The sequence below is a fragment of the Pseudoalteromonas sp. MTN2-4 genome, from assembly GCF_042848605.1.
GTDB lineage: Bacteria > Pseudomonadota > Gammaproteobacteria > Enterobacterales > Alteromonadaceae > Pseudoalteromonas.
The window spans coordinates 1-500 of record NZ_BTGK01000068.1 but is presented as its reverse complement, the minus strand read 5'-3'; the positions used below and the strand labels follow the sequence as shown (position 1 = coordinate 500).

1 protein-coding gene is annotated in these 500 nt (G+C 42.8%); it reads right to left on the bottom strand.

Features of this window, described 5'->3' with window-relative positions; all coding sequences use genetic code 11:
• The coding region (locus tag ACGHEH_RS21750) for a hypothetical protein (protein WP_390449887.1) at positions 1–500 on the bottom strand (500 nt) is incomplete at both ends.

Below are 500 nucleotides of genomic sequence, written 5' to 3'. Positions count from 1 at the left end.
GCGTGACTGTGATGTTATCAAGTGCTTTATCAAGCTCGGTAGTTTCAAGTTCACCGTCTTGTAAGGTATCTAGGAATACACGACCTGATACTTCGTAATTAACTGGCTTCAGTTTTTCAGTAAAATCTACGATAGCTGATTTGTTTGCACCCGTTAGATCAACTTTGACGATACTGTTTGCCGTATCCGACTCGGTTCGAGTAGCACCAATGTTTAAATAGTCTTGACCATTTTCATTCAACGCATTGCCAGAGAAAGCGGCTGATACGGTGTACCCATCAGCATTGGCTTCGACTAGGTTATCGAATGCGTAAAGGCCATTCATATCTGTGGTGCGGGTTAGCGACACTGCGCGGCCAAAGATATCTTGACCAGTTAACGTGACAGCGATGTCTTTAATAGCCTCATCTAGCTCAACTGTTTCTAATTCACCATCTTGTAAAGTATCTAGGAAGACACGACCTGATACTTCGTAACTAACTGGCTTCAGTTTTTCAGTA